General features: G+C 46.4%; 8 protein-coding genes. 5 read left to right on the top strand and 3 right to left on the bottom strand.

Annotation, left to right across the window (positions count from 1 at the left end; all coding sequences use genetic code 11):
- Positions 1-20: 20 nt before the first annotated feature.
- Entirely contained in the window at positions 21-386 is a 366-nt protein-coding gene (locus NC997_RS03195) for a Lin0512 family protein (RefSeq protein WP_190526687.1), read from the top strand.
- 161 nt (positions 387-547) lie between these two features.
- A complete protein-coding gene (locus tag NC997_RS03190) occupies positions 548-1,822 on the top strand; it encodes a styrene monooxygenase/indole monooxygenase family protein (RefSeq protein ID WP_190526685.1) in 1,275 nt (424 codons plus the stop codon).
- Between the two features lie 118 nt (positions 1,823-1,940).
- Here the strand turns inward: NC997_RS03190 and NC997_RS03185 are convergent, their stop codons facing one another.
- The 3 genes from NC997_RS03185 to NC997_RS03175 form a co-directional block, all read right to left on the bottom strand.
- Complete coding sequence (locus NC997_RS03185; RefSeq protein ID WP_190526683.1) at positions 1,941-3,260, bottom strand: MFS transporter; 1,320 nt, start codon at positions 3,258-3,260, stop codon at positions 1,941-1,943.
- A 110-nt stretch (positions 3,261-3,370) separates the two neighbouring features.
- Positions 3,371-4,213 carry an iron-siderophore ABC transporter substrate-binding protein gene (locus NC997_RS03180; RefSeq protein ID WP_199306137.1) on the bottom strand — a complete coding sequence of 281 codons (843 nt, stop codon included), beginning with the start codon at positions 4,211-4,213 and terminating at the stop codon, positions 3,371-3,373.
- Positions 4,214-4,593: 380 nt separating this feature from the next.
- Positions 4,594-5,547: a sucrase ferredoxin gene (locus NC997_RS03175; RefSeq protein ID WP_190526679.1), complete on the bottom strand. Its 954-nt coding sequence runs from the start codon at positions 5,545-5,547 to the stop codon at positions 4,594-4,596.
- 829 nt (positions 5,548-6,376) lie between these two features.
- Between NC997_RS03175 and NC997_RS03170 the strand changes: the two genes are divergently transcribed.
- The 3 genes from NC997_RS03170 to NC997_RS03160 all read left to right on the top strand — a co-directional run bounded on the left by NC997_RS03170 (position 6,377) and on the right by NC997_RS03160 (position 23,493).
- The gene (locus NC997_RS03170) at positions 6,377-11,890 is read left to right on the top strand and encodes a non-ribosomal peptide synthetase (protein ID WP_190526677.1); all 5,514 of its coding nucleotides are present in this window, start codon (positions 6,377-6,379) and stop codon (positions 11,888-11,890) included.
- Complete coding sequence (locus NC997_RS03165; protein ID WP_190526675.1) at positions 11,883-16,511, top strand: type I polyketide synthase; 4,629 nt, start codon at positions 11,883-11,885, stop codon at positions 16,509-16,511. The genes NC997_RS03170 and NC997_RS03165 overlap by 8 nt, the downstream gene beginning before the upstream one ends.
- A 295-nt stretch (positions 16,512-16,806) precedes the next feature.
- Entirely contained in the window at positions 16,807-23,493 is a 6,687-nt protein-coding gene (locus NC997_RS03160; protein WP_190526673.1) for a non-ribosomal peptide synthetase, read from the top strand.
- Position 23,494: the final 1 nt, after the last annotated feature.

Raw genomic sequence — 23,494 nt, 5'->3', positions numbered from 1 at the left:
GTGTCGTCAGAGGAGTAACGGTGGCTCGTAAACGCTTAATTATCGAGATGGGGATGGGAATCGATCAGCACGGACAGGAACCGACTGTTGCCGCAGCCAGGGCGGTCAGGAATGCGATCGCTCACAATGCTTTGCCAGGTGTCTGGGAAGTTGCAGGTTTAAGCGATCCCGATCAAATGATCGTTGAAGTACAGGTGGCAGTGCCTTACCCAGAGCAAGTGCGGGAAGCAGAGGTATTAGCTATGTTACCTTTTGGTCGCAAAACTCTTACCGTTGAGTCTGGCGGAATGGTTGTTCAAGGTCGAGCAATTGCCTCACTCAATGATAAGAATGACGAAATGCTGATCGCGGTTGCGGCTGTTACCGTTTTGGTGGAAACCGATTAGTTGCGTAGGAAGTGGAAGCGTTTGCCACGCTTGGTTTTAGAAGCCTGCGTCCCGATATTAGAGAGATTCGTATCGGCTAATTTATTAAAGTAACTTGCTGAGTTCTCATTGAAAGCGATCGCGATTTAAACTCAGACCGACTCAACTCCGGAGGATCTCCCATGAAACGAATTGCAATTATTGGCGCTGGTCAAGCAGGTCTTTACTTAGGCATTAGTCTGGTGGATGCAGGCTATGCAGTGACTCTATTTAGCGATCGCACTCCAGAAGCTATCCTTAATGGCAAAATCATGGCAATGCCATTGTTGTTTCCAGATGCGCTACAACTTGAACGTGACCTAGGACTCAATTTCTGGGATGAGCAGTTTCTGGGTTGCGACCAATTTCATAACAACCTGTGCGACCCACAGGGCAATGTTGCCTTAGTTATCTCCTCCACTCTAGAAAAGCCCTGGCGAGGTGTGGATCAACGCCTCAAAATATCCGTTTGGATGCAGGAGTTTGTCCGCAGAGGCGGCGAATTAGTTGTTCAGGCAATGACGTTACAAGACTTGGAGGAGTCTGCTCAAAACTACGATCTGGTCGTGGTATCTGCTGGTCGTGGCTCCTTCTCGACCTTGTTTGAGCGGGACGAGCAAAAATCCCAATACGACCAACCAAAGCGCCATTTAGGGGGTGGTATTTACACCGGACTGAAGGAAGATCCGAAGAAGGGACGCACCTTTCAGGTCAGTAATATACCCGGCGTTGGAGAGATGCTCCAGTTTCCGTTTTATACCAACAGCAAAGATTCCGCTTACACTGTTGCCTTTGAAGCCTACCCTGGTGGAGCAATGGATCGGTTTGGCCAGGTGCAATCCGGTCAAGAATTAGCGGAACTCAGCAAACAAGTCATCCAAGAATTGACCCCGTGGAACTACGAAACGGTCAAGGATATGGAATTGCTCGACGAGCAAGCATGGGTTCGTGGGGCAGTTACACCGACTGTGCGGAAGCCGATTGGTCGTTTGCCATCAGGTGCAACGGTGATGGGGATAGGCGATACAGTGATTTTGCACGATCCGGTTGGAGCGCAGGGAGCGAATAACGCCACGAAGATGGCACATCTGGTCGCGCAACGGATTGTCGAACATGGCAACCAACGCTTTGATGAGTCATGGATGCAGGGAGTTTTCGATGAATTCTGGCAATATTGTCAGCATGGGCACGCCTTAACGGATTGCTTGTTGACGCCTCCAGCTCATCTGCAAGAGATTGCGATCGCAATGGCTCAAAATCCAGAAGTTGCCAAGGATTACTTGAACGGTATCAACAATCCACCCAATCTGTCTCCGTGGTTTTTCGATCCTGAAGAAAGTAAAAAATATTTAGCTAAGAAGACGTTGCTGAATTCGATAGAACCGGAAGAGCGACCAGTAGCGCCGATCGCTGGGTAGCGCTGAGGTAAACAGCTAGCGACTAGCGCCACAAGTTCTAATAATGCAGCAATACTGAGAGCGGAAGCGTTCATTAACCGCTTCCGCTTACCTGGCTTGCACCTAAAAAACCTCACCCTCAGCCTCCGCATCTGGAGTCCTCAACTTCTGGCTCAACATCATGGTCAGGTAAGCTGATTTCCACGTCGCACAACACGCGGAAGCCATACCCACCCAAACCAATCAGCAATAAGCTGATGGAAGTGATGACATACAAAAGCGCCATCCCTGCACCCGATCCCGTGCCGAATAGCCTGCCGAGGATGGGTACAAGAACACCTCCTGGCATCATCGCTGGTTCAAAAACGTGGTCGGCAAGTGGCCCAGCGATTAATAGAGCGATCGCGCTAACAACTTGCTTAATTGCCGATCGGGCAGCGAAAACCCGTCCTTGCACATCCGGTCTTACCTTGCTGAGCAAGATTGCTGTGTTGGAACTGCTCAATAAGGGAAAATTCAGCGATGAGCAGAACTGAGCAGGAAGCCAAATCATTGGCATCTGACCCAACCCAAAGACGGTTTTACTCAGACCCGCCCCCACCATTGCCAGTAAAAAGCCGTGGATGCGCCGCTTAGAACCGCCCCAGGCACTCAAAAGAAACGCTCCCGTTACCCCACCGAATCCGGCTGCTGAACCGATGCTGCCTAACACTCTGGCATCATTTCCCGTGCGTGCCAAAATCATCGGTGCATACAAGGCAGCGCCCAGATCGTGGGCAAACCAGAACAAGGACGCCGCGACTACAATGGCGAGCAGACCGGGACGCACCAGAATATACTGGAAGCCGAAGATAATCGGCTGGAAGATCCCTTTATCGTGAGAGGATGTCTCGCTACTTGTGGGTTGGGGGATATGTATCTTGAGAACGGTGCCGATCGCGATCGCAAATGTAACGATATCGATGAGCGAGATCCCGGCAAATCCAATCGTGTAGTAGAGTACACCCGCCAGCGCGGGAGCAATAATAATCGAACTGTAATGAATCGCAGAATCCAGACTGGTGGCACGGGTGTAATGCTGTTTGGGCACCAGCATTGCAATCGATACTGAATACGCCAGCGCTTGAATTTCGCTAAAAGCACCGCTAACCGCGCCACCGACGTAAAGATGCCAGATTTGCAATTGGTTGGTCAGGTACAGCCAAAGAATTACCAGGGTACACAAAGCTGTCACTGTGTCGCCAATCATCATCAGGAATTTGCGGTTCCAGCGGTCTACAATTAGCCCAGCAATGGGTGTAATTAAGATACTCGGCACCAGGGTAAAGAAACCCACTAAAGCAAGTGCCGTCGCCTGACCAGTCAGTTCCCACATCCAGATTTGGATGGCAAAACTGGTCATATAGCTACCGATCGTTGAGACTAGCTGACCGATCCAAATGATGAAGAAGGTTCGCATATTAGTTTTGTTAAGGCGGTTTCCATCCGAGTAGAATATCCCTCCCATTGGTGAATGTAGTGTTTTATCGATTGTGGGCGGTTTTGGATGAATCTTGATTAGGGATTAAACTATTGAGTCAAAGCTGCAACTTTAGGGAATTCCTTGCCCTTGCTTGATTTCTCTGTTACCAAATATTTAAACAAGTCATCGAGAACTCGATTGGCTCCGATAATGCCCCAACTGCTAATCCAGGCATCGCTATTGACTTGGTATACCTTACCTTGTTTAACCGCATTCAATTGGAACCAAAGCGGATGATTTGTAAATTGGTTTAACTTAGATTCCTTACCTTCTCCGAGTACTAAGAAAATCGCATCACCTTCCATTTTGGGAATTAGTTCTAATGAGAGATTTTCCGAGTTTTTATCTTTATTCTGCGCTGATGGACGGAGCATACCGATATCATTGAGAATGAGTCCACTGAAGGAGCGCTTCATGTAAATGCGGACTTGATCTGCCCAAAAATTAACCACAGATACCTGGATTTGCGAGAAGCGATCGCCCATTTGCTCTTTAAACGTTTCGACGCGCTGATTATAATTCCTTAAAAGCTTTTCGGCTTCTGGCGTCTTACCCAGCGCTTCGGCAAATGTTCTCAGCCACTCTTTCCAGGTAATACTCCCTTCAACAAAAACTGTCGGGGCAATTTGTGATAGCTTCTCATAGATTTCTTCATCCCAAGACCAACCCAAAATCAAGTCTGGCTTCAAGAACAAAATTTTCTCCAGGCTTGGTTGCCCATTTATGCCAAGTTTTGTAATTCCTTCAGTTTGATTCCGGAGATAGGAGGGAAACTCCCCATCTCCTAAGGTTGTGGCACCTACAGGCTTGATCCCTAAAGCTAAGACATTCTCCAAGTTTCCCAGCACAATTACCCGCTGCGGATTAACGGGAACCTTTGTTTCTCCCATTGCGTGCTTGACTACTCGTACAGCTTGAGAAGGCAAGTTTAGAGAAACATTAATACTGTTATTCGTCCCATTCCTTTTGGCATTATTCCCACAGGCAGAAACGATACAAATTGTTAAAATTGTTATTAACAACAGTCGGATATTACGCTGACTATAGTTGGTCTTTGAATTCCAAATTGGATAACAGCGGAAAATAAAATACTGAAAATAAATAGCGACTTTGTTTAAAAAACGGGCTATTTGTTTGATTGAAAACATATTAATTTTAAAAAATATTTGACCACCAAGACGTTAAGAACACAAATCAAGAAAAAGATGATTTGACAATCGAAATATAATCTCTATGTCTTAAAAGGATATTTTTAGCAATTTATCTATTACTACGAAATACTTACCAGGTTTTTCGTAATATATTGTTTGAATTCATACAATTCATTGCTGTCACATTCTCCTTTTAAATGAAGAGTTTTATGTTTATCTTCAATAATGTCGGCTCTATAGACACTCAGAACTCCATTCGGAGTTTTAAAAGTTATTTCAACTTGATTAAAACTTTCATCTTCGCTTCGCTCAATTATCTGATAGGCAACCTGATAGTTAAACCAATCCCAGCCATATTTGAGGATGAGTTCTTTTTCTAAGATTTGAGCTGCCCAAGGTAAAATGCCCCAACCGCGATAGACATTGTTCAAGCACTGAATGTCACCCGTTCGGGTCAGAATGGCAGCAAATGATTTTTGGTTGAGCCTGCCATAATATCTTCCCTCTGGAAAATCAATTGCAGTAGGGGCAAAGCGATGACCGCCAATGTGGCTAGCTTGCCAAACGCGGACACGATCGAGTGATAAGTCAGAGACAGTGGCTAAGGCAGCTTTGTAAAAAGGATTTCCATACTTAGCGCAACATTTATCATGGCTACCGTGGGTACAGACTAAAATATCTCTGGTTTGAATATCTATAGCTTCATGTTTTGGAGCGTTACCTGTTAAACAGTCTTTCAGTAAAGAAGCTACATCATTGATATCTGAAATCAGAAATTCTTGCTTGGTGTAACCTGCCGAAAGTCCGGTGTTTGCTCGGAAAATTATCAGTCGCTTGTTGCGATCGCGCTTAGTTTGGTCGCGATGAATCAATACAACCCGAACAGAAAGCTCCTCTGTATCAATTTCCTCCTTCAAGGCTTTTAAATTAGCCGGGAGGAATTTTGAATCAAGTGGATCGGGTGTCCAAGGCGGTGGACACTCAATCAGTACATAGATTTTGTGATTCGTTGCACACCCGATAATCTGTTCTCCAGCTTGGCGTGACTCTTCGGCGCAAAAGAATCCATTCATCGCTTGATTACTTGCGGTGTAACAATTTGTTTGCTTCAAATTTCCTCACGCCCAATCGATGCGCTCGCTACGACCTAGTTGGTTATTGAAAGTTATTATCACTAGGTCAGCAACATATAACGTCTTATCTGCCAATGTCAAGGGTATAAAAAAAATTAGTCTATTGAGAACTCATGTCAGTTTTTTCTGAAAATACGCGATTTAGCGTCCAGAAAAATTTGCACGCCTTGACTGGGAGAGCATGAAACTATAGCGGTTTTCCGTTCGCTCATCTACAAAGCCTAACCCCCAGCCGCATTCCGTGATAGGGAAGCGGAGCAAGTCTCGTTCCTTGTAGGAGAAGGGCTGGGGTTATGTCAGACTCTACTGCACAAGCGTCGGGGTAAGCTTTCCGGCTAGTTTAAGTCATGCTTCCCCCAACCCTAGAAGAGCAAAAGCCGGAATTTTATTTCTGAAAAAATTTTGCGATTGCTACTTGCCAAACTTGCAAGCTTTGTACTAAGGTTATCCAAGCTTATTAAAAATGAATGTCAATAGCAGTGAAAATTTGCCGCTAAAAAACCTCTTGAAGAGGAGCGTTGACCGTAACGCCAACACCAGGATTTGTGAAGTTTTTTGCTCTGCCGAGGGTTCCTAAAACTCCCAAAAACGCCGATTTAACAGCAAATACAGATGAAGCGCTCAGCTTTTAATCGACGACTCGGTTGGAGCTAGAGATGCGCGGTTTCCGTTCGGCAACGCGAATCTTTGACCACAAAGTTCAAACTCTCTAGTTCAAACTCTGTCGTCGGATTCAACAGTTCAGGGTTGAAAAAGCAGAAAAAGTAACATGGTCGATTTTTGCCAAGATTTTCCAGAAAACCCGCCTAAGAAAATTGCCACTTTAGCAGACCTTCTGCGCTATCGAGCCGTAAACGAACCGGAAAAACTGGCGTTTACCTTCTTGCAGGATGGGGAAATATCAGCCGAGAACCTGACTTATCGAGAGTTGGATCGGCGCAGTAGAGCGATCGCATCCCAGCTGCAAGCGATGGGTTTAAGTGGCGAACGTGCCTTATTGCTTTATCCACCGGGTTTGGATTATCTAGCGGCATTTTTCGGTTGTTTGTATGCAGGCGCGATCGCCGTTCCCGCTTATCCGCCTCGCAACCAACGCAACACGCCGAGAATTCAAGCAATTTTGCAAGATGCACAGGCGAAAATCGCGCTCACCACAACGGCGATTTTTGCGAAAGTGCGATCGCTTCTGGCTCAAAAAACTGAGCCAAATGACATCCAGTGGCTAACTACGGACAACTTAGCCAACGGCATCGAAGAGAATTGGGAACCGCCAAGCATTCATCAAGACACATTAGCTTTTCTGCAATACACCTCCGGTTCTACAGGGACACCGAAAGGAGTCATGCTCAGTCATGGCAATCTACTGCACAATGCCGCCATGACTTACCGACTCATGGAACATGCGCCCAGTAGCAAATTTGTCTCCTGGCTGCCGATATATCATGACATGGGACTTATCGGCGGTGTCCTGCAACCCTTGTATGGCGGGTTCCCTTGCTACTTAATGTCACCCGCGTCTTTTCTGCTGAGTCCGTATCGCTGGCTGAAAGCGATTTCTGATTACCAAGGAACGACCAGCGGTGGCCCGAATTTTGCCTATGAACTGTGCGTTCAGAAAATTACACCTGAGCAAAAAGAAACCCTTGATTTAAGCAGATGGAGTGTCGCTTTTAACGGTGCAGAACCGATTCGCCAAGATACTTTAGAGCGGTTTGCAGATGCCTTTGCTTCCTGCGGCTTTTTAAAAACAGCTTTTTATCCCTGTTACGGGATGGCGGAGGCAACCCTAATCGTTTCTGGTGGTGTCAAGGCAGCGGTTGCGGTAACGAAAACCGTTCAAAAAACGGCATTAGAACGCAACCAAGTCATTGATGCTGATGATGACGACAATTCCCAGCCGCTCGTCGGTTGCGGGAACACCTTACCAGAACAGGAGATTGTTATTGCTAATCCTGAAACTTTAACCCGATGTGCGCCAGATGAAATTGGTGAAATTTGGGTTTCAGGCCCTAGTGTAGGTCACGGCTATTGGAATCGACCAGAGGAGACGGTGCAAACCTTCCGCGCCTACCTCGCAGATACGGACGAAAAGCCTTTTTTAAGAACAGGCGACTTGGGCTTTTTGCACAACGGGGAACTGTTCATCACAGGTCGAGCCAAAGATTTAATTATCATCCGGGGTCGCAACCTTTATCCGCAAGACATCGAACGAACGGCAGAATGCAGCCATCCAGGATTACGTTCAGGCAGTGGTGCAGCTTTTGCGGTAGAAGTCGGCAATGAAGAACGGCTTGTCGTAGTGCAAGAGGTAGAATTTCGCTCGAAACCGAATGTTGAGGAAGTCACCGCCGCCATTCGTCAGGCAGTTGCAGAAGAACATGAGATACAAGTTTATGCGGTAGTTCTGATTAAAGGTGGCAGTATTCCCAAGACTTCCAGCGGGAAGATTCAACGCCGCGCCACTCGTGCTGAGTTTCTGGCAGGCGAATTGGATGTTATTGGCAGCAGTATTTTAGAGAATTCCTATCATCTCGAAAATGAAGATAATCTCACTCGCGAAGAGTTACTGGCTGTTGAGTCGGAAGAACGTCAGCAGCGATTAGAGGCTTATCTGCAAAGGCAAGTGGCGCGGGTGCTGGGTGTTGCGTCGTTTGAATTAGATTTTGGGAACGAACCGCAGAGGAAGCAGAGGACGCAGAGGAAGAATCACAGAGGAAATATTAGTGTTGAGCAGCCTTTGAGCCGTTTTGGCCTCGACTCGTTGATGGTTTTCGAGTTGAAGAATCGGATCGAGGTTGATTTGGGGGTAGCTGTATCCATCGCGGATTTGTTTGAGGGAGTTAGCATTACGCAACTGGCAACGCAGATACTCGACCAACTGACTCAAGTGGTTCCGTCTGCATCGATACCTTTGTGCAGAGTTGAGAAAACTACTGACGAGTATCCACTTTCTTTTTCTCAAGCTAGATTGTGGTTTGTCAATCAATTGCAACCAGGAACTCCGGCTTACAACATTCCCATCGCAGTTCGCCTGACGGGACGGCTGGATGTGCCAGTGCTGGTTCGCAGTATTCACGAAATTATCCGGCGACACGAAATCTTGCGGACAAGCTTTGCCGTAGTGGAGGGCGAACCCGTGCAAGCGACTTCTGGGGAAAGCTGCGTCACCTTAAATTTACCAGAGGTGGATCTGCGGCAATTGCCCGATGCTGAGAGACAAGCGCAAGCGCAACAATTTGCGATCGCAGAGGCTCAAACGCCCTTCGACTTGGCACAACCCCCGTTATTCCGGGCAAAACTGCTGCATCTAACCGCAGAAGAGTCGATGTTGCTGCTCACGCTACACCACATTGTTGCCGATGGTTGGTCGGTTAAAGTTTTCGTCCGAGAATTGACAGCACTTTACGAAGCTTTCTCGACCGGAAAGCCTTCGCCACTGGCTGAACTTCCGATCCAATATGTTGATTATGTCGATTGGCAACAACGATGGTTCTCCAAGGAGAGGCTAGAAACTCATCTGAATTATTGGAAGCAGCAGTTATGGGGAGTTCCCGTATTGGAGTTGCCGACTGACCGGGCGCGATCGCCAATTCAGACTTTTCGGGGGGCGCAGCAAACGTTAGTGCTGCCCAAAGCATTGACTGAGGCAATCAAAATGCTAGGTCAGCAGGAGGGTGTCACCTTATTTATGACCTTGCTGGCGGCGTTTCAGACGTTGCTTTACCGTTATTCAGGACAGGAGGACATTTTAGTTGGTTCGCCGATTGCCAACCGCGATCGCGCTGAGCTGGAATCCTTAATTGGGTGCTTTGTCAATACTTTGGTGTTGCGTACCGATTTGGCGGGAAATCCCAGCTTTAAAGAATTATTGGTGCGTGTGCGAAAGATGGCAATTGATGCCTATGTTCACCAAGATTTGCCTTTCGAGAAGCTGGTGGAATTACAGTCGAGTCGGGATCTGAGCTATAACCCGATATTTCAGGTAATGTTCGTCCTCCAGAATCCCGCATTTTCGACGGTTTCGTTACCAGAGTTAACTTTAAAAACTTCGGAAGTTGAGAGTGGAACCGCAAAGTTCGATTTATTCCTATCAATGATAGATACGGAACAGGGATTGAGCGGGACGCTGGAATACAACACCGATTTGTTCAACGCGGACACCATCACCCGAATGTTAGGGCATTTCCAAACCTTACTGGAAGGAATTGTTGCCGATCCAGAGCAGTGTTTATCAGATTTGCCGCTGTTCAGTGCATCTGAGCGTCATACTTTGCTGGTGGAATGGAATGACACTCAAGTTGATTATCCCCAAAAGTGTATCCATCAACTATTTGAGCAGCAGGTAGAAAAAACACCGGATGCGATCGCATTAATCTTCGACAATGTAGAGACGGGATTCATTGAGTCTCTTACTTATCGCGAGTTAAACAACCGAGCGAACCAGTTAGCGCACCACCTGCAACAGATGGGCGTGCAGCCAGATATTTTGGTTGGCATCTGCATGGAGCGATCGCTGGAAATGGTAGTCGCTCTTTTAGGCATCTTAAAAGCGGGTGGTGCTTATGTACCTTTAGACCCTACGTATCCGAAAGAGCGCTTAGCGTTCATGTTGGCAGATGCCCAAGTGTCACTGCTTTTAACTCAACAACATTTGGTTCATCAATTACCGCGACATCAAGCGATTATCTGTTTAGATACCGACTGGGAAACGATTACCCAAAAGGGTACAGAAAACCCTCTTTCATCTGCTACACCAGAGAACTTGGCTTATGTAATTTACACCTCCGGTTCCACAGGAAAGCCCAAGGGAGCGATGAACACCCACCTGGGGTTAAACAATCGCTTGCTGTGGATGCAAGACACTTACCAATTAACAACAACCGACCGATTTTTGCAAAAGACTCCCTTCGGCTTTGATGTGTCAGTTTGGGAATTTTTCTTGCCTTTGTTAACGGGTGCTAGCCTCGTTTTAGCCAAACCAGGTGGTCATCAAGATAGCGGTTATTTAGTCCAACTGATTGCTCAGCAAAAAATCACGACACTGCACTTCGTTCCCTCCATGCTGCAAGTATTCTTAGAGGAGTTAAGTGTAGTAAAATGTAACAGTCTTAAGCGGGTATTTTGTAGCGGTGAAGCTCTATCGTTTGATTTGCAAAAGCGCTTTTTTATCCGTCTAGGTGCAGTAGAATTACATAACCTTTACGGGCCGACAGAAGCGGCAATTGATGTTACTTTTTGGGCCTGTCAGCGTAACAGCCAACGGCGAATTGTTCCCATCGGTCGTCCGATTGCCAATACACAGATATATCTCTTAGATTCGCATTTACAACCTGTTCCGATTGGCGTTCCGGGAGAGTTGCATATTGGCGGTTTTGGTTTGGCTAGAGGTTATCTGAATCGACCAGAGTTAACCCAAGAGAAGTTTATTCAGAATCCTTTTAAAGACCTAACCCCCCAGCCCCCTTCCCTAAAAGGGCAGGGGGAGAATTGCTCCCCTCCCCTGCTAGGGGAGGGGTTGGGGGAGAGCCGCCTTTACAAAACCGGAGATTTAGCTCGTTATTTACCCGATGGAAATATTGAGTTTCTGGGGAGAATTGACCACCAAGTAAAAATTCGGGGTTTCCGTATCGAATTGGAAGAAATTGAAGCGGTATTGTTACAACATCCCCAGGTGCGAGAAACGGTGGTGCTTGCCAGAGAAGATATGCCCAACGACCGCCACTTAGTCGCTTATGTAGTTCCGAATCACGATGCTGAACTTTCGATTAATGAATTGCGCGATCGCTTAAAACAAAGCCTTCCTGAATACATGGTGCCTTCGGCTTTCGTATTCCTAGACACTTTGCCGCTGACACCCAATGGAAAAGTTAATCGTCGCGCCTTACCTGCTCCGGAAAATCAGCGTTTAGAGTTAGCAGTTTATCAACCTCCCCAATCAGAGATTGAAAAAACAATTGCAACTGTTTGGCAAACAATACTGAACTTAGAGAAAGTCGGGATTCACAATAATTTCTTTGATATCGGGGGACATTCATTACTGATGCTTCAGGTGAATCACAAACTGCGGACAGTTTTTAACCGAGAGATATCAGTCGTTACTTTGTTTCAAAACCCAACCATTTATTCGCTGGCGCAATATTTAAGCCAACAACAGCCTTCTTTTGAAGAGATGCGCGATCGCGAAGCTGGACGCGATAGTGTCCAGCGCGCTCGAAAGCAAATAGAGGCTATCAATCGCCAAAAAGAATTATTGAGCAAGCAAGGTAGAAAGACTCATGGATAGCGCTACAAATTACGATTCTCTGGAAGGCATTGCCATTATCGGCATGAGTGGGCGCTTTCCCGGTGCGAAGAATGTCGAAGAATTTTGGCAAAATTTACGCGATGGAGTCGAATCAATTTCGGTCTTCACCAATGAAGAATTAATAGATGCTGGAATCGCTCCAGGTTTACTCGATAATCCCAATCATGTAAAAGCTGGTGCCGTATTAGAAGATGTTGAATTTTTTGATGCTTCTTTCTTTGGATTTAACCCCAAAGAAGCGGAAATGACCGACCCGCAACACCGGATATTTTTAGAATGTGCTTGGGAAGCGCTGGAAAATGCTGGTTACGACACCCAAAGATGTGAAAGTCGCATTGGCGTTTATGCAGGTGCCAGCCTGAATAATTATTTATCTTTTAATTTAAATCGCGACCAAATTGGGTCGGCGGACAGTTTCCAAAAGTTGATTAGCAACGATAAAGATTTCCTCACGACTCGCGTTTCTTACAAATTAAATCTTAAAGGGCCAAGCCTGACCGTTCAAACAGCTTGTTCTACTTCATTAGTGGCGACAACTCTGGCTTGCCAAAGTTTATTAAATTACCAATGCGATATGGCATTGGCGGGTGGAGTTTCGATTCGGGTACCGCAAAAAACAGGTTATTTATATCAAGAAGGGGGAATTTTATCTCCTGATGGTCATTGCCGCGCCTTTGATGCTGATGCACAGGGAACCATTATTGGGAATGGTGTGGGAGTGGTCGTTTTAAAAAGATTAGAGGATGCGATCGCAGATGGCGACCGCATTCAGGCGGTAATCAAAGGTTCCGCCATCAATAACGATGGTTCTGAGAAAGTCGGGTATACAGCACCCAGCGTCAACGGACAAGCAGACGCGATCGCAGAAGCACTCGCCCTCGCTGGAGTCGATCCGGAAACCATCACCTATATCGAAACTCACGGAACTGGAACCAGATTAGGCGATCCGATTGAAATTACCGCACTTTCTAATGTTTTTGGTGCCAATACCGAGAAAAAGAATTTCTGCGCCATCGGTTCTGTCAAAACCAATATCGGTCATCTGGATGCAGCCGCGGGAGTCACGGGACTCATTAAGACGGTTTTGGCACTAAAACACAAGTTGATTCCACCCAGCTTAAATTTTAAACAGCCAAATCCTGAGATTGATTTTGCCAATAGTCCTTTTTACGTCAATACCCAGCTGACAGAATGGAAGGCTTCGACCCCGCGCCGCGCCGGAGTCAGTTCTTTGGGGATTGGTGGCACCAACGCCCATGTGGTTCTCGAAGAAGCGCCAACGGTAAAAGCATCGGGTTCTTCTCGTCCCTGGCAATTGTTGGTACTTTCCGCGAAAACGGAATCGGCACTGGAGACGGCTACGGCAAATTTGGCGGCTCATCTCAAGCAGCATCCCGATCTCAATTTGGCAGATGTTGCTTACACTCTGCAAGTAGGTCGTCGGGCTTTTGAACATCGCCGGATCTTGGTTTGCCAGACGGTTGAGGAGTTAGTAAACCAATTGGAAACCCCTCATTCTCAAAAAGTTTTAACTCACTTCCAAGAGCCTACTGAACCCTCCATCGCCTTCATGTTTCCCGGACAGGGAGCGCAGTATGTGGATATGGGGCGGGAACTGTACCAGAGTGAGCCGATATTTCGAGAGCAAGTAGACCATTGCGCTGTCCTTCTTCAACCTCATATCGGGATGGATTTGCGATCGCTACTTTATCCCAACCAGCCGAATCCGGAAGCAGCCGCAGAAAAACTCAAACAAACTTGCTTTGCTCAACCTGCATTATTTGCGATCGAGTATGCCTTAGCTCAATTGTGGATGTCCTGGGGCATTTCTCCCCAAGCGATGCTGGGTCACAGTATTGGCGAATATGTAGCGGCTTGCCTTGCAGGTGTCATGTCTGTTGAAGACGCTTTAGCTTTGGTGGCGATTCGTGGGCGACTGATGCAGCAAATGCCAGCCGGGGCGATGCTTGCCGTTTCCTTGCCAGAAGCGGAGGTTAACAGGTTACTGAATGAGAAGTTATCTTTAGCCGCCAGTAACGCACCTTCTTTGTGCGTCGTTTCCGGAACCCTTGACGCTGTAGACGCAATTGAAGCGCAACTTACGGCTAAAGGGGTCGAGTGTCGCCGGTTGCATACTTCTCATGCCTTTCATTCTCAGATGATGGATTCTATATTGGAGCCATTCATTGAGGAAGTGAAAAAAGTCAAACTGAATCCTCCTCGAATTCCCTTTATCTCCAACGTTACGGGAACCTGGATTACGGCAGAAGAAGCCACAGATCCCGGTTATTGGGCAACGCATTTACGGCAGACAGTACGCTTTTCTGAGGGAATCTCGACATTACTGCAACAGCCAAATCGCATCCTCTTAGAAGTTGGTGCGGGGCGTAGTTTATGTACCCTTGCCAAACAGCATTCCCATGATGCAATTGGGCAAGTGGTATTGCCTTCATTACGCCATCCCCAAGAGCAAAACTCAGATATTGCCTTTTTACTCAATATCTTAGGGCGGCTTTGGCTAGCAGGAGTTGCGGTGAATTGGTCTGGTTTTTATGCTGGCGAACAGCGTCACCGCGTGCCGTTACCGACTTACCCGTTTGAACGTCAGCGTTACTGGATTGAACCTCAAACGCAAGTCCGAGCAAACAGTACAGACGAAAGCAAGCTTGGGAAATCGAAGATTACTGACTGGTTTTATGTTCCTTCTTGGAAGCAAATTCCCTTAGTTAAAACGAGAGAGATTTCATCTGCTTGTTACCTAGTTTTTGTTGATGAGTGTGGGATCGGTTCTCAAATTGTCCAACGATTGCAACAAGCTGGACAAGATGCGATTTCTGTTTGGGTTGGAGAGCAATTTAAGCAACTGGATAGCAACGCTTACACGATTAATCCGGCTTGCCAGGATGACTATCACGCCTTGATTCAAGCCGTGCGGGAACAAGGGAAAACACCGAATGCGATCGCGCATCTCTGGAGTATCACCCAATCACCGCCGCAGTCCTTGGAAACTAGCCAAAATCTCGGTTTCTATAGTCTGATTTATTTAGCGCCAGCATTAGGACAAGAACCTGTTAGCAATTCGATTCAACTTCTAGTTGCCAGTAACAATCTTCATGACATTATTGGCGACGAGCTATTGTGTCCTGAAAAAGCAACCATCATCGGTTCATGCAAAGTCATTCCTCAAGAGTATCCTCACATCAATTGTCGTCAAGTTGATGTGGCAATCTCGGAATCAGGAACGAACAACTTAGTAGAACAACTGTTAGCAGAACTAGGGGCAGATTCAAAAGACTCGATGATTGCCTACCGTGGCAATCATCGCTGGGTTCAGACATTTGAGCCAGTCCCGCTAGAAAAAGCCAGCCAAACCCGGTTACGACAAGGGGGAGTATATCTCATTACAGGTGGCATGGGAGGGATGGGCTTAGTCTTCGCCGAATACCTTGCCAAGACAGTACAAGCCAAGTTAATTCTAATCGGACGTTCTGCACTGCCTGCAAAAGAGCAGTGGCAGCAATGGCTAGCAACCCATGATGCGCTCGATCCTACCAGCCGTAAGATTCAGAAATTGCAGGAATTGGAAGCATTAGGCGCTGATGTTCTGGTAGTCGCTGCCGATGTTGCGAATGATGAACAAATGCAGAATGCGATCGCGCAATCCCTAGAACGTTTTGGTGAGATTCACGGTGTTATCCACGCCGCCGGAGTTGCGGGTGGTGGCATGATTCAACTCAAAACACCAGAAATTGTTGAAAGTATTTTTGCTCCGAAAGTGATGGGAACTTTGGTACTAAAGAATGTCCTCAAGGATGTCAATTTAGACTTCGTGGTTTTCTGCTCATCTCTTAGCTCAATCCAAGGCGGATTTGGACAGGTAGACTATAGTGCTGCTAATGCCTTTTTAGATGCCTTTGCTCACCGCAATCATTTTAATGCTCGCACAATCTCAATTAACTGGGATGCGTGGCAAGAAGTCGGCATGGCGGTCAATACTGCCGTTCCTGAAAAGTTCAAAAAGTGGCGTGAAGAAAGTTTAAAAAGTGGGATTTTACCCGCAGAAGCTGTGGATGCCTTGAGCCGAATTTTGGAGAATTCACTTTCTCAAGTGGTCATTTCAACGCAAGATTTATCCGATGTCATTGAGCAAGGTTCTAACTTTTCTTTATCAAGTTATGACGCTCAAACATCAGATGAGTCTAGTCAATTATCGGCAACTAGACATCCCAGACCCCTGCAAGCAAATGCCTATGTTGCTCCTCGTAATGAGATTGAGCAAGGTATCGCTAATATCTGGCAAGAACTGATAGGAATTGAAAAGGTGGGAATTTACGACAACTTCTTTGAGTTAGGCGGACACTCTTTACTCGCTGTACAAACGATTTCCCGACTGCGTGAAACTTTCCAAGTGGAATTACCGTTGCGTACTCTCCTTTTTGAAGCTTCTACAGTCGCTGAACTTGCTACTGTCATTGCCGAAAAACAGCCTGATCCAGAACAAATTGCCGAGATAGAGCAGATGTTAGCGGAGGTAGAAAATCTCTCCTTGGATGAAATACAAGCGCTGGTTGATAAAGAATCACAAGCAAGCTTTCGTTAGCAAGCAGAAAGATTAGATCGGTTATATCTGATTTGCGAACATTATCTTTGTGAATGAACCGCCAAGACGCAAAAAGCGCCAAGGAAGAGAGGAAGAGAAATGGAAAATCTTAAAAATTGTTTATGGTGCTATATAGCAATCCTATTTGATTCGCGAACTCATCTTCTCTCTTCTTCTCTTTCCTCTGCGCCCTCGGCGTCCTCTGCGGTTCGTTTAAAAAATCTCACGAATCAAATGAAAATGCTATATGCTCTCACTTCTTTTTAAAGCACTAAGCTTTTATAGGTGATTAATTATGAATAATATTTCTCAAAGAATTGCTGCTTTATCTCCGGAACAACGGGCGTTACTAGAACTACGACTTAAACAAAAGGGTTTGACTCCTGTTAAAACCCAAGCAATTTCTCAACGAAAAGATTCCAAGTCGTTGCCTTTATCTTTTCATCAGCAACGGCTGTGGGTTCTTCATCAGCTAGAGCCAGATAGCCCTATTTACAACGTCCCCATCGCTATACGATTGACAGGATTTTTGAATGTAAAAGCGCTGGAACAAAGCCTGAATCAAATTCGGCAACGCCACGAAGTTCTGCAAACCCGTTTTAGAGCGGTGGGGGGGCAAGCCGTGCAGGAAAAGCTTTCAGATTTGGCGTTAAATCTGCCCGTAATTGATTTGCGGGATTTGCCTGAAAACGAACGGCAGCAGTTATTAGAAGATGTGAAAAAGGAGGAAGCGCAACGACCTTTTGACCTATCACAAGAACCACTGCTGCGAGTGAAGCTGTTGCAGCTGAGTGAGACAGAACACCTAATGCTGTTCACGATGCACCACATTGTTTCTGATGGTTGGTCTCGTGGTGTGATTATTCAAGAATTGGCAGAATTATATGAAGCTTTTTGTCAAGGCAAGCCGTCACCTTTGCCTGAGCTTCCGATTCAGTATGCCGACTTTGCTGCATGGCAACGACAGCAGCTTGTGGGAGAAGTTCTAGAAACTCAGCTTAACTACTGGAAGCAGCAATTAACGGGTGCTTCCCCAATTCTGGAACTCCCTACAAATAGACCGCGACCAACTGTTAATACTTTTAGGGGTGCTAGGCAATTTTTTACCATTTCCCAACCGCTTGCCTTATCTCTAAGAACGTTGAGTCAGCAGTCAGAAAGCACACTATTTATGACTCTATTAGCGGCTTTTAACACGCTGCTTTACCGCTATACGGGGCAGCAAGATATCTCGATTGGCACTCCCATGACCAATCGTACTCAAAAGGAAATCGAGCCTCTAATTGGGTTCTTTGTCAACACGCTGGTTTTACGCACGCTGCTGTCTGAAAACATGAGTTTTCGAGAATTGCTGGCGAGGGTGCGAGAAGTGGCGTTACAAGCCTATGCTCACCAGGAGCTGCCTTTTGAAAGGCTGGTAGAGGAACTACAGCCAAGTCGCGATCGCAGTTATACACCCCTGTTCCAGGTGATGTTTGCCCTCCACACTGCCCCTAAAACAGCGTTGCAGTTACCAGGTCTGAGTTTGAGCCTTTTGGAGGTGGAAACTGGCACCGCCAAGTTTGATTTGACGCTAGAGATAACGGATACCGAGGAAGGGTTGACAGGGTCATTAGAGTACAACACTGACTTGTTTGATGAAGCCACGATTACTCGGATGTTGGGGCATTTTCAAACGCTGCTGGAAGGTATTGTGGCGAATCCCGATTGCCGTTTGTCGGGCTTGCCGTTATTGACGGAGGCGGAAAGATATCAATTGTTGGTGGAGTGGAATCAGACTCAGACTGATTACCCCGCCGATAGCTGCTTTCATCAGTTGTTTGAACAGCAGGTACAGAAAACACCGGATGCTGTTGCTATCGTCTTTGAGAACCAACACCTCACCTACAAACAGCTAAATGAACGTGCAAACCAACTAGCGCATTACCTGCAAAAACAGGGGATAACAACCGAATCTCTGGTTGGCATCTGTGTAGAACGCTCTTTGGAGATGATGGTCGGACTTATCGGCATTCTCAAGGCAGGGGGAGCTTACGTGCCGTTAGACCCCTCCTATCCCCAAGAGCGCCTATCTTTCATGCTGTCAGACGCTCAGATGCCGGTGTTGTTAACTCAACAGCATTTGGTCGAAAAGCTACCTCACCACACCGCTAAAGTTATTTATTTAGATGCAGACTGGGATTGCATTTCCCAAGAAAGTGTAGCCAGTCCAGCCAAAGAAGTTAACGCTGATAACCTCGCTTATGTCATCTATACTTCCGGTTCCACAGGTAAGCCAAAAGGAACATTAATTCCCCATCGAGGATTGGTTAATTACTTAAGTTGGTGTTCGCAAGCTTACGCCGTCGAAGCCGGAAAAGGCGCTCCAGTTCACTCTTCCCTGAGCTTCGATATGACGATTACCGGGTTATTTTCACCTTTATTAGTGGGAAATCGGGTAATCTTGCTGTCTGAAGCGCAGGGTATCGAAGCTTTGAGTATGGCGCTACGGCAGGGTAGTGACTTTAGTTTGGTTAAAATCACCCCGGCTCAGTTGGATTTGCTGCGTCATCAGTTAGCCCCAGCAGAAGTGGCGGGTCGAACCAAATCCTTTATTATTGGCGGCGAAAATCTTTTAGCTCAAAGCCTTGAATTTTGGCGAAAATTTGCTCCAGATACTGTGTTGGTAAATGAATATGGCCCTACAGAAACGGTTGTGGGATGCTGCATTTATCAAGTTCCTTTAGGCAAGCATCAATCTGGATCGATTCCGATTGGTCGTTCGATTGCGAATACGCAACTTTATATTTTGGATCGGCATCTGCAACCTGTCCCGATTGGCGTAATTGGTGAGCTACATATCGGCGGTGCAGGAGTGGCGCGAGGGTATCTAAATCGTCCTGAATTGACAGCAGAGAAGTTTATTCCCAATCCGTTTAAAGACCTAACCCCCCAACCCCCTTCCCTGCTAGGGAAGGGAAAGAATTGCTCCCCTCCCCTGGTAGGGGAGGGGTTAGGGGAGAGGTCTCGCCTATATAAAACGGGGGATTTGGCGCGTTACCGAGCTGATGGCACGATTGAGTATCTGGGAAGATGCGATCGCCAAATCAAGCTCAGAGGCTTTCGGATTGAACTAGAAGAAATTGAATCGGTGTTAGCACAGCACCCACAAATTCGAGACATGGTGGTGCTAATTCGGGAAGATGAAGCGGGATCTAAATTGGTGGCTTATGTTGTTCCTAAGTCAGCAGCAGTCCCCACAGTTAGCGAATTGCGCTCTTACTTACAACAGAAACTGCCAGAATATTCGATCCCATCTGCGTTTGTGACTTTGGAGTCTTTACCGCTAACTCCTAACGGCAAGGTAGATCGTCAAGGATTGCCATCTCCGGGGGTAGCTAGACCCAACTTAGACGATGCGTTTGTGGCACCTAGAACGCCCGCAGAGCAGGTTTTGGCAGAAATTTGGCGCGAAGTTCTCAACCTGGAGCAAGTTGGCATCTACGACAACTTCTTTGCTTTGGGTGGAGATTCGATTCGGAGTATCCAAGTGCGATCGCTTGTCCAAAACCGAGGCTTAAACTTCTCTCTCCAACAACTCTTCCAATATCAGACAATTTCCGAACTCGCTCCACATCTAGAAGCGAATGAAATTGACAAGACTGCTTCTGTTGCACCTTTTAGCCTTATTTCCGAAGCAGATCGTCAAAAATTACCCAATGGAATCGAGGACGCTTATCCCCTCACCAAGTTGCAAGCAGGGATGCTGTTTCATAGCGAATACAGTCCAGAAACAGCAGTTTATCACGACATTGTAAGCTTCCAAGTGCAAGCAACTTTTGACCTTGAACCACTGCAAACAGCTATCAAATCTCTAATCAGTCGTCATGCAGTGTTACGCACCTGCTTCGACTTAACTACTTTCAAAGAACCCCTACAACTCATTTATCAGGCAGTTGAAGTTCCTCTGCAAGTAGAGGATTGGCGTCATTCTGAACAAGCAGACGCACTCACGAATTGGTTTGAAATTGAAAAAAGCCGAAATTTTGATTGGACTCGTCCTCCTCTGCTGAAATTTCAGGTACATCGCCGTACTGACGCAACATTTCAACTTACCCTCAGCTTCCACCATGCTATTCTCGACGGCTGGAGTGTAGCTTCTTTATTCTCCGAGTTGTTTCAACAGTATTCTGCGTTGCTGGAAGGGGAAGAAACGCTGGAAGTTTTGCCATCACCCGTTAGTCATTTCCGAGACTTTGTATCTTTAGAACGGGAAGCGATCGCTTCCGAGGAATGTCGCAACTTTTGGAGCGAAAAGTTAAAAGACAGTACCATTACCAAACTGCCTCGCTGGTTTCCTATCGCTGAAGAAACGCATCAAAAGAAACCTTGCGTGCAGGAAATTTTTCTTTCTTCTGAAACTTCCGCAAGTTTAAAGCAACTCGCTGAATCAGCAGGCGTTTCCCTAAAAAGTGTTCTGCTTGCAGCACATCTGCGAGTATTAAGTTTGTTGAGCGGTCAATCAGCAGTTTTAACTGGCTTAGTCTCCAATGGCAGACTAGCAAAAAAAGATGGTGAAAAGGTTCTAGGACTTTTCCTGAACACGCTACCATTTTGCCAAGAATTGCCAGGAGGAACCTGGATAGATTTGGTAAAAGAAACTTTTACCTCTGAGCGGGAATTGCTACCTTTTCGGCGCTATCCCCTGCCAGAGTTGCAGAAAGAGCTAAGTAGAGAATCGCTTTTTGAAACAGCTTTTAACTTTACGCATTTTCACGTTTATGAAAGTGTTTTAGGGTTGGAAAATATTGAGATATTAGACGCGGCCTTCTTTGAAGAGACAAACTTTGCTTTAATTGCTAATTTTGTTTTGAATCCAGTAAGCGATCGCGTTCAAGTAAAGCTGGAATATCAAGCCTCATTTTCTCAAGAAGAAAGAGAGGCGATTAGGGGATATTACGCTAAGACTCTTGAAGTCATGGCAAGCCAACCTTCGGCACGTTATGAGTTATCGACTCTGCTTTCTGAACCAGAACAACATCAGTTACTCGTAGAGTGGAACGAGACTCAGGTTGATTACCCGAAAGATGCGTGTCTTCATCAGCTGATTGAAGCTCAGGTAGAAAAAATACCAGATAATATTGCTGTTGTTTTTGAAAGCAAACAATTAACTTATCAAAAATTAAATCAACAAGCCAACCAAGTAGCGCATCGCTTGCAAAAGCTAGGCGTAAAACCAGAAGTTTTGGTTGGTATTTGTATGGAACGCTCCCTAGAAATGGTGGTGGGATTACTTGGCATTCTGAAAGCCGGTGGAGCTTATGTTCCACTCGATCCATCCTATCCCCAAGAGCGCCTAGCTTTCATGCTTGAAGATGCTGGGGTTCCCGTGCTGCTAACTCAACAGCATTTAGTCGAAAATCTTCCCAAACACAATGCTCAAGTTTTATGCCTCGATGCAGATTGGGAAAGCATTGCCAAAGAGAGCGTAGAAAATCCTTCTACCAGGGTGACTGCGGAAAATTTAGCTTACGTTATTTACACCTCTGGCTCCACAGGAACTCCCAAAGGGGCGATGAATACCCATCTGGGTATCTGCAATCGCTTACTGTGGATGCAGGACACTTATCAACTAACAGAAACAGACCGAGTTTTACAGAAAACTCCCTTCAGCTTTGATGTTTCTGTTTGGGAATTTTTCTTGCCTTTGCTAACTGGATCTCGTCTAGTTGTGGCTCGACCAGGAGGACATCAAGATAGCGCTTATTTAGTGGAGCTGATTGCCCAAGAGCAAATCACTACCATTCATTTTGTGCCGCCAATGCTTCAGGTTTTCCTAGAAGAATTGGAAGTACAAAAATGTCAATGTCTCAAACGAGTGATTTGCAGTGGCGAGGCTTTATCCTACGAACTTCAGCAACGCTTCTTTGCGCGGTTGGACGCCCAATTACACAATCTTTATGGCCCAACGGAAGCAGCCATTGATGTCACGTATTGGGCTTGTCAACGGGAAAGCGAACTCCCTATCGTTCCGATTGGTCGCGCGATCGCGAATACTCAACTCTATATCCTCGATCGCCACCTGCAACCCGTTCCAGTAGGTGTGGCTGGGGAACTTCACATCGGCGGCGTTGGCTTAGCGCGAGGCTATCTCAATCGTCCTGATTTAACAGCCCAGAAGTTTATTTCTAATCCGTTTAAAAACCTAACCCCCCAGCCCCCTTCCCTACGAGGGAAGGGGGAGAATTGCTTCCCTCCCCTCGTAGGGGAGGGGAGGGGAGAGAGTCGCTTATACAAAACTGGAGATTTGGCGCGTTATCTACCTGATGGCAACATTGAGTTTCTCGGCAGGATTGATAATCAGGTAAAACTGCGGGGTTTCCGCATCGAACTGGGAGAAATTGAAGCAGCGCTAATGCAGCACCCAGCTATTCGAGAAACAGTAGTTTTGCTGCGAGAGGATAACCCAGGTGACAAGCGTTTAGTCGCTTACATTGTGCCGAAAGAACAAGCAACCGGCATTCACGATCTACGCGACTTCTTGAAGCAGAAACTGCCGAGTTATATGGTGCCATCTGCCTTCATGTTTTTAGAGGCTTTACCTTTAACTGCAAATGGCAAAATCGAGCGTGGAGCATTACCTGTACCGGAAAATCTATCTTCATCGGCAGTTGTTTATATCGCTCCCCGGAATCCGGTTGAAGAAAAGCTAGCGCAACTTTGGACTGAAGTCCTCGACCTTGAACGGGTAGGCATTTACGACAACTTCTTTGAGTTGGGTGGTAACTCGTTGGTAGCAACTCAACTGATTTCTAAGGTGCGTCGCACATTTCAAGTAGAAATTCCTTTGCGAAATTTATTTGAGTTGCCAACAATTGCTGGACTTGCTGAAAGCATTTCCCAAACTAAAGAGAGTAACGCTGATGCTCAGAAAGCGGCGATTCAGCCAATTTCCAGAACGGCTCATCGCGGTTCCCATAATCAATCAAAAAAGGGAGAGTAAA

The sequence above is a fragment of the Trichocoleus sp. DQ-A2 genome (genome assembly GCF_039961915.1).
Taxonomy (GTDB): domain Bacteria; phylum Cyanobacteriota; class Cyanobacteriia; order Cyanobacteriales; family FACHB-T130; genus FACHB-T130.
This window is presented reverse-complemented; position numbering and strand designations above follow the sequence as displayed.